Raw genomic sequence first — 7997 nt, forward strand, 5'->3', positions numbered from 1 at the left:
CCGTCGGCGGCCTGCACGGCGGCCCGCCGGGTCGCGGCGGCGCAGGGCGCCCAGCTGCTGCGGTGCGCCGTGGCCGGGGAGGTCGCGGACGTCGTGGCGGCGGCCCGTACCGGCCGCTTCACCGCCGAGGTCCGCTCCCGCGCCGGCCCGCCGTCCCGGACGGCCGACCCGCCCGGGGTTGCGGTAGAGCGCGCTCCAGCCGCCAGACTCCGGCGGGCGCACACACAGACGCAGACGCAGAGAGGGAACCCGCATGAAGTACCGCACGATCGGCACCGACCCGCAGCGCCGCCGCGAGGTCAGCGTGCTCAGCCTCGGCGCGATGCTGTTCGGCACCGCGACCGACGAGGAGACGTCGTTCGCGATCCTCGACCGCTACGTCGAGGCCGGCGGCACGTTCGTCGACACCTCCGACAACTACGCGTTCTGGGTGAACGGACTCCAGGGCGGCGAGAGCGAGAGCCTGCTCGGGCGGTGGCGGCGCAGCCGGGGGATCGGGGACGAGGTGGTCATCGCGACCAAGCTCGGCGCCCGGCCGCTCGCGCCCGGCACCTCGTACGTCGACAACCCCGAGGGCCTGTCGGCGAAGGTGATCCGGCAGTCCGCGGCGGAGAGCCGGGAGCGGCTCGGGGTGGAGAAGCTGGACGTCCTGTACGCGCACATCGACGACATGAGCGTGCCGCAGGAGGAGACCGTCGAGGCGTTCGGCGCGCTCGTGGCGGAGGGCTCCGTGGGCCTGCTCGGGGTGAGCAACCAGTGGGTCTGGCGGGTGGAGCGGGCCCGTGCCCTGGCCGCGGCCTCCGGCCTCGCCGGGTACGAGCTGCTGCAGTACCACCACACCTACCTGCGCCGGCGCACCGACCGCCCCAGCGAGCTGGACCCGGACGGCTCGCCGGGCGGCGCCGACGGGGCGCTGCTCAGCTACGTACGCCACCACCCCGGGCTCACGCTCGTGGCGTACTCGCCGCTGCTGGCCGGCGGCTACGTCCGCGCGGACAAGCCGCTGGGGTCCGAGCTGGACCACCCGGGCACGCCCGCGCGGCTGGCGGCGCTGCGGGAGGTGGCGCAGGCGACCGGGGCGACGGTGAACCAGGTGGTGCTGGCCTGGCTGATAGGCGGGGAGGTGCCGGTCGTCCCGCTGGTCGGCGCCTCGTCGGTGGCGCAGCTGGACGAGAGCCTGGCCGCGGTGGACCTGGAGCTGACGGCGGACCAGCGGGCGCGGCTCGACGCCGCCGGCTGAGCGGCCCGTACGCCGGCGGGGGCGTACCCGACCGGTCAGCCCGCGTCTGCCGCCGCCGACCCCGACCCCGGCCCCGGCCCCGGTGCCGGTGCCGGCTCGGGCTCCGGCTCCGCACCCTGTCCCGGCTCCGCACCCTGTCCGGCGTCCCGGGGCGCGCCCTGCTCCGCCCCCGTCAGCAGGGTCGTGAGCAGCCGCAGCGCCGCCGCCTTGTCCAGCGGGTCGTTTCCGTTGCCGCACTTCGGGGACTGGACGCACGACGGGCAGCCGGTGTCGCACTCGCAGGCGGCGATCGCCGAGCGGGTCGCGGCGAGCCAGTCGCGGGCGACGCCGAAGGCCCGTTCGGCGAAGCCCGCGCCGCCGGGGTGGCCGTCGTAGACGAAGACCGTCGGCAGCAGGGTGTCGCCGTGCAGCGGCACCGAGACGCCGCCGATGTCCCAGCGGTCGCACGTGGCGAAGAGCGGCAGCATGCCGATGGAGGCGTGCTCCGCCGCGTGCAGGGCGCCGCCCAGCTGCTCCCGGGCGACGCCCGCCGCGTCCAGCTGGTCGTCGGTGACGGTCCACCACACGGCGCGGGTGCGCAGCGTCCGCGGCGGCAGGTCGAGCTTCGTCTCGCCCATGATCTCGCCGGTGATCAGCCGGCGGCGCAGGAAGGAGACCACGTGGTTGGTGACCTCGACCGACCCGAAGCACAGCCGGGCGTCCCCCCACGGGACCTCGCGCTCGGTCTCCAGCACGGAGACGGCGGTGGTGTCGCGGGCGACGGTGGTGAAAGGGGGGTCGGCGCGCTCCACGAGCGCCACGTTGTCCTCCAGGTCCAGGGTGCGGACCACGTAGGTCCGGCCCTGGTGGAGGTGGACGGCGCCCTCGTGGACGGTAGTGTGGGACGCCGCGGCGTCGACGGTGCCGAGCAGCCGGCCGGTGCCGTCCTCGACGACGTCGACGGGCCGGCCGCCCCCGCCGCGGATGTCGGTGAGGTCGCAGGCGCGTTCCCGCCGGGTCCAGTGCCAGGCGGCCCCCGGCCCGGCGCCGCCGCGGCGGCGCAGCAGCCCGCGCTCGGCGAGCTGCGGCAGCAGCTCCGCGGCCCCCGCGCCGAAGCACGCGGCGTCGCCGGTGAAGTCCGCCTCGGTCAGCGGCAGTTCGGCGGCGGCGGCGCACAGGTGGGGGGCGAGCACGTACGGGTTGTCCGGGTCCAGCACCGTGGACTCCACCGGCCGGCGGAAGAGCGCCTCCGGGTGGTGCACCAGGTACGTGTCCAGCGGGTCGTCCCGCGCGACCAGCACCGCCAGCGCGCCCTGCCCGGACCGCCCCGCCCGCCCGGCCTGCTGCCAGAGCGAGGCCCGGGTGCCGGGGTAGCCGGCGAGCAGCACCGCGTCCAGCCCCGACACGTCCACGCCCAGCTCCAGCGCGGACGTCGCGGCCAGCCCCAGCAGCTCGCCGGACTGCAGCGCGGCCTCCAGGGCCCGCCGCTCGTCCGCCAGATAGCCGCCGCGGTAGGCGGCGACCCGGTCCGCCAGCGTCCGGTCCACGGCCGCCAGCCGGTCCTGGGCGATCATCGCGACCAGCTCCGCGCCCCGCCGGGAGCGGACGAAGGCGACGGTCCGTACGCCCCCCGCCGCCAGGTCCGTCAGCAGCTCCGCGCACTCCGCCGTGGCCGTGCGCCGCACCGGCGCGCCCCGCTCGCCGTGCAGCTCCGTCAGCGGCGGCTCCCACAGGGCGAACGCGACCTCCCCGCGCGGCGACGCGTCGTCCGTGACCTCCGTCACGGCCCGCCCGGTCAGCCGCTCCGCCGACCGGCCCGGCTCGGCCGCGGTGGCGGAGGCGAGCAGGAACACCGGGTCCGCGCCGTAGCGGGCGCAGAGCCGGCGCAGCCGCCGTACGACCTGGGCGACGTGGGAGCCGAACACGCCCCGGTAGGTGTGGCACTCGTCGATCACCACGTACCGCAGGGCGCGCAGGAAGGACGACCACCGGGAGTGGCCGGGGAGTATGCCGCGGTGCAGCATGTCGGGGTTGGTGAGGACGAGGTTGGCGTAGAGGCGCACCCACTCGCGCTCCTCGGTGGCCGTGTCGCCGTCGTAGACGGCCGGGCGCACGGCCTTGCCGACCGGGGCGGCCAGGGCCTTGACGGCGCGCAGCTGGTCGGCGGCCAGCGCCTTCGTCGGCGCCACGTACAGGGCCGTCGCGCCCCGCCCGTTGGCGGCCTCGGAGCCGTCGAGCGCCGCGCTGAGCACGGGTGCCAGATACGCCAGCGACTTGCCCGACGCCGTGCCCGTGGCCGCGATCACCGAGTCGCCCGCGAGCGCGTGCGCCGCCATCTCGGCCTGGTGGGCCCACGGCCGCCGGATCCCGGCGGCCTCGACCGCGGCCACCACCTCCGGCCGGATGCCCGCAGGCCAGTCGGCATGGCGGCCGCCGCGCGGGGGCAGGTGCTCCGTATGAGTGATGCGAGCGGCGCGATCCTCCCGGGCAGCGAGCCGGCGCAGCGCGGTGCGCGGCGTGACGTGCGGTGCGCCGTTCCGAGCGCCGTCGGCCGCCGTGTGCTGCTCCGCGCCGTCCGGCGGTCCGGCCGGTGTGACGTGCGGCGCGCCGGGCCGCAGCCCGGGCCGGGTGCCGCCGGCCACGGGGGCCGCCCCCCGGTCGTTCGCGTCCCCCCACTCGTTCGCGTCCATCGGCACGAGTGTGTCACCGATGCGACGGACAATGCCCCCAAGGCGTCGTGCACGCCCGGGGGTAAGTGATTGAATGCCATGGCGGATGCCGATCCGTCTCCGGCCGGACGGCGGGGGACGCCCGGGGCAGCCGCTCGCTGAAAGGTGCTGGAGGATCCGTGGACCTGTCCCTGTCGACCCGTACCGTGGGCGACCGCACGGTCGTCGAAGTCGGTGGCGAGATTGATGTGTATACCGCCCCCAAGCTGCGCGAGCAGCTGGTCGAGCTGGTCAACGACGGCAGCTACCACCTGGTCGTCGACATGGAGCGGGTCGACTTCCTCGACTCCACCGGTCTGGGCGTCCTCGTCGGCGGGCTGAAGCGCGTCCGGGCCCACGAGGGCTCGCTGCGACTCGTCTGCAACCAGGAGCGCATTCTGAAGATCTTCCGTATCACGGGCCTGACCAAGGTGTTCCCCATCCACACCTCGGTCGACGAAGCCGTCGCCGCGAAGGACTGACCAGGCGCCGGCTAGCCGGAGGGACCGGGCCGTGCGCCGGGTCCCTCCGTGGTTCGCTCCGGTACGGATGCTTCCCGTGGCGACACGGGATGACGTGGGATGACTGAAGGGGTTGGCATGCCCACCGTTGAATTGCGCTTCAGTGCTCTCCCCGAGCACGTCCGCACGGCCCGCCTGGTGGCGGCCGCGGTCGCGCGCCGGGCGGGTGTGGACGAGGCGGTGCTCGACGAGGTGCGTCTCGCCGTCGGCGAAGCCTGTCTGCGGGCCGTCGGGCTGCACCAGCACAACGGGCTGTCGGGGCCGGTGCGGGTGGTGCTGACCGAGGAGGAGAAGAAGTTCTCCATCGAGGTCGGCGACGACGCGCCGACGGCCCCCGGTCACGTGCCCGCCGCCCGCAGCACCGCGGAGACCCACCCGGACCCGGACGGCGACGGGAACGCGAGCGGACCGGGCGGCGACGACGCCGACGTCGACGACGAGATGGGCCTCGCGGTCATCAGCGGCCTGGTCGACGACGTCGAGGTGACCGCGAGCGAGTCCGGCGGCACGATCCGGATGAGCTGGCCGGCCGCCACGGCCGCGCCCGGCTCCTGAGCGTCTGAACGTCCGCGGGCATCCGCGCCTCCGGCCGCCACCGCCGCGCGGCCGGTTCCTGAGCATCCGTACGCCCGGCCGCCACCGCCCCGCGGGCGGCTTCTGAGCACCCGCGCCCCCGCCGACCCGGCCGACTCCGGCCAACTCCCGATCCGCCGGCCCGGCCGCCGCCGCGCCCTCCCGCGCCCGGCCCGGCCCTCGCCGTACCCCTGCCCGACCCCTCCCTTGACCCGCGCATTTCAAGATCAATTACCTTCTGATCAGCACTTTCTTCAGGCGTAGAGATCATTTTCCCGCGATTGTCGCGGCGTTCCCGCATCCCTCTTTCGAGCGAATTGACAGGCGCCGTAAGCGGCGTTGATCGTCGTCGGAGCCGAATTCCCCGGGGGACGCTCTGTTTTGATCTAGTTCCGCTCCCTACAATCCGTCCACAACTTGCAGCTCAGGACGCCTGAGCGCTGCGGCCGCCCAAACCCCGACCGCCCGTACCTGCAGTCGGGGCTGCCGCGCGCCCATGTGCCGTACGTCAAGGAGGACGAATGGCGGGGCATTTCACCCCACTACAGCAGGACCACCTACTGGCCGTGGAACTCACCAGCGGCAACCGGGCCATCGTGGCGATCATCGCCGTGGTCGCGGTCGCCGCTCTCGCGGTCGCCGTGGTGCTGCTCCGTCAGGTACTCGCCGCCGGCGAGGGCACGGACAATATGAAGAAGATCGCGGCGGCGATCCAGGAAGGCGCAAACGCCTATCTGGCCCGCCAGATGCGCACCATCGGCGTGTTCGCCGTGGTGGTGTTCTTCCTGCTCATGCTGTTGCCCGCCGACGACTGGTCGGAACGGGCCGGTCGCTCGATCTTCTTCCTGGTGGGCGCCGCGTTCTCGGCGGCGACCGGGTACATCGGCATGTGGCTCGCGGTCCGCAGCAACGTGCGTGTGGCCGCCGCCGCCCGCGCCGCCACCCCCCGCGAGGGCGAGCCCGCCAAGGACCTCACGGCGGTGAGCCACGAGGCGACCAAGCTCGCGTTCCGCACCGGCGGCGTGGTCGGCATGTTCACCGTCGGCCTCGGCCTGCTCGGCGCCTGCTGCGTCGTGCTCGTCTACGCGGCCGACGCGCCCAAGGTGCTGGAGGGCTTCGGCCTCGGCGCCGCGCTCATCGCGATGTTCATGCGTGTCGGCGGCGGCATCTTCACCAAGGCCGCCGACGTCGGCGCCGACCTCGTCGGCAAGGTCGAGCAGGGCATCCCCGAGGACGACCCGCGCAACGCCGCGACCATCGCCGACAACGTCGGCGACAACGTCGGCGACTGCGCCGGCATGGCGGCGGACCTCTTCGAGTCGTACGCCGTCACCCTGGTCGCCGCGCTCATCCTGGGCAAGGTCGCCCTGGGCGACGCCGGTCTCGCCTTCCCGCTGATCGTCCCCGCGATCGGCGTCGTCACCGCCATGATCGGCGTGTTCGTCGTCGCGCCGCGGGCCAGCGACCGCAGCGGCATGACCGCCATCAACCGCGGGTTCTTCATCTCCGCGGTGATCTCCCTGGTGATGGTCGCCATCGCCGTCTTCGCGTACCTCCCCTCGTCGTACGCGGACCTCGACGGCGTCGGCGCGGGCATCGCCGAGCACGACGGCAACCCGCAGGTGCTCGCGCTCGTCGCGGTCGCCATCGGCATCGTCCTCGCGGCGGTCATCCAGCAACTCACCGGCTACTTCACCGAGACCAACCGCCGCCCCGTCCGGGACATCGGCAAGACGTCCCTGACCGGCCCGGCCACGGTGGTGCTCTCCGGCATCTCCATCGGCCTGGAGTCCGCCGTCTACACCGCGGTCCTCATCGGCCTCAGCGTCTACGGCGCGTTCCTGCTCGGCGGCACGTCCGTCATGCTGGCGCTCTTCGCGGTCGCCCTGGCCGGCACCGGCCTGCTGACGACCGTCGGCGTCATCGTCGCCATGGACACCTTCGGCCCGGTCTCCGACAACGCCCAGGGCATCGCCGAGATGTCCGGCGACGTCGAGGGCGACGGCGCCCAGGTCCTCACCAACCTGGACGCGGTCGGCAACACCACCAAGGCCATCACCAAGGGCATCGCCATCGCCACCGCGGTCCTCGCGGCGGCGGCGCTCTTCGGCTCGTACCGCGACGCGGTCAACGAGGCGGTGGCCGACGCGTCCAACGTCGGCAGTCCGCTCGGCCTCAGCCTGGACATCGGCCAGCCGAACAACCTCGTCGGCCTCATCCTCGGCGCCGCGGTCGTCTTCCTCTTCTCCGGGCTGGCGATCAACGCCGTGTCGCGCTCCGCGGGCGCGGTGGTCTTCGAGGTGCGCCGGCAGTTCCGCGAGCACCCGGGGATCATGGACTACTCGGAGGAGCCGGAGTACGGCAAGGTCGTCGACATCTGCACCCGGGACGCGCTGCGCGAGCTGCGTACGCCCGGTCTGCTCGCCGTCATGGCGCCGATCGCGGTCGGCTTCACCCTCGGCGTCGGCGCGCTGGCCTCGTTCCTCGCCGGCGCCATCGGCGCGGGCGTGCTGATGGCGGTCTTCCTGGCCAACTCGGGCGGCGCCTGGGACAACGCCAAGAAGCTCGTCGAGGACGGCCACCACGGCGGCAAGGGCAGCGAGGCCCACGCCGCCACGGTGATCGGCGACACGGTCGGCGACCCGTTCAAGGACACCGCGGGCCCGGCGATCAACCCGCTGCTGAAGGTCATGAACCTGGTGGCGCTGCTGATCGCTCCGGCGGTGGTGAAGTTCTCCTACGGAGACGACTCGAACGTCGGCGTACGGATCGTCATCTCGGTGGTGGCCATCGCGGTCATCGCCGGCGCCGTGTACATCTCCAAGCGCCGCGGCATCGCGGTCGACGACGAGGAGCCGGAGACCGCGGCGTCCGCGGGCACGGCGCCGAAGTCGTCCACGGACCCGGCGGTGGTCAACACCTGAGACCGGGTACGGCGCCACACCCCGCCGGGCGGGGGGGGGGGCGGCCCCCGCC

The 7997-nt window shown here is 74.0% G+C and carries 5 protein-coding genes; 4 read left to right on the plus strand and 1 reads right to left on the minus strand.

Going from position 1 to position 7997, the window contains the following annotated elements; translation table 11 throughout:
- Positions 1 to 253: 253 nt before the first annotated feature.
- The gene (locus ABD317_RS11080) at positions 254 to 1240 is read left to right on the plus strand and encodes an aldo/keto reductase (RefSeq protein ID WP_027753033.1); all 987 of its coding nucleotides are present in this window, start codon (positions 254 to 256) and stop codon (positions 1238 to 1240) included.
- A gap of 35 nt (positions 1241 to 1275) precedes the next feature.
- Here the strand turns inward: ABD317_RS11080 and ABD317_RS11085 are convergent, their stop codons facing one another.
- Positions 1276 to 3909 carry a DEAD/DEAH box helicase gene (locus ABD317_RS11085; protein WP_344289612.1) on the minus strand — a complete coding sequence of 878 codons (2634 nt, stop codon included), beginning with the start codon at positions 3907 to 3909 and terminating at the stop codon, positions 1276 to 1278.
- Between the two features lie 158 nt (positions 3910 to 4067).
- Here ABD317_RS11085 and bldG point away from each other — a divergent pair, with 158 nt between their 5' ends.
- The 3 genes from bldG (at position 4068) to ABD317_RS11100 (ending at position 7945) form a co-directional block, all read left to right on the plus strand.
- Positions 4068 to 4409, plus strand: a complete 342-nt coding sequence (bldG, locus tag ABD317_RS11090) for an anti-sigma factor antagonist BldG (RefSeq protein ID WP_018835875.1) — start codon at positions 4068 to 4070, stop codon at positions 4407 to 4409.
- Positions 4410 to 4526: 117 nt separating this feature from the next.
- Positions 4527 to 5003 (plus strand): ATP-binding protein, encoded by a 477-nt coding sequence (locus ABD317_RS11095; protein ID WP_027753034.1) that lies wholly within the window; start codon positions 4527 to 4529, stop codon positions 5001 to 5003.
- Positions 5004 to 5542: 539 nt separating this feature from the next.
- Positions 5543 to 7945, plus strand: a complete 2403-nt coding sequence (locus ABD317_RS11100; RefSeq protein ID WP_344289613.1) for a sodium-translocating pyrophosphatase — start codon at positions 5543 to 5545, stop codon at positions 7943 to 7945.
- Positions 7946 to 7997 lie beyond the last annotated feature (52 nt).

The organism is Streptomyces synnematoformans, from assembly GCF_039531005.1.
Classification (GTDB): Bacteria; Actinomycetota; Actinomycetes; order Streptomycetales; family Streptomycetaceae; genus Streptomyces; species Streptomyces synnematoformans.

Excerpts from the sequence above, each read along its gene's own strand:
- ABD317_RS11080 (WP_027753033.1), top strand. The coding sequence starts at position 254 with ATGAAGTACCGCACGATCGGCACCGACCCGCAGCGCCGCCGCGAGGTC.
- ABD317_RS11085 (WP_344289612.1), bottom strand. The coding sequence starts at position 3,909 with ATGGACGCGAACGAGTGGGGGGACGCGAACGACCGGGGGGCGGCCCCC.
- ABD317_RS11095 (WP_027753034.1), top strand. The coding sequence starts at position 4,527 with ATGCCCACCGTTGAATTGCGCTTCAGTGCTCTCCCCGAGCACGTCCGC.
- ABD317_RS11100 (WP_344289613.1), top strand. The coding sequence starts at position 5,543 with ATGGCGGGGCATTTCACCCCACTACAGCAGGACCACCTACTGGCCGTG.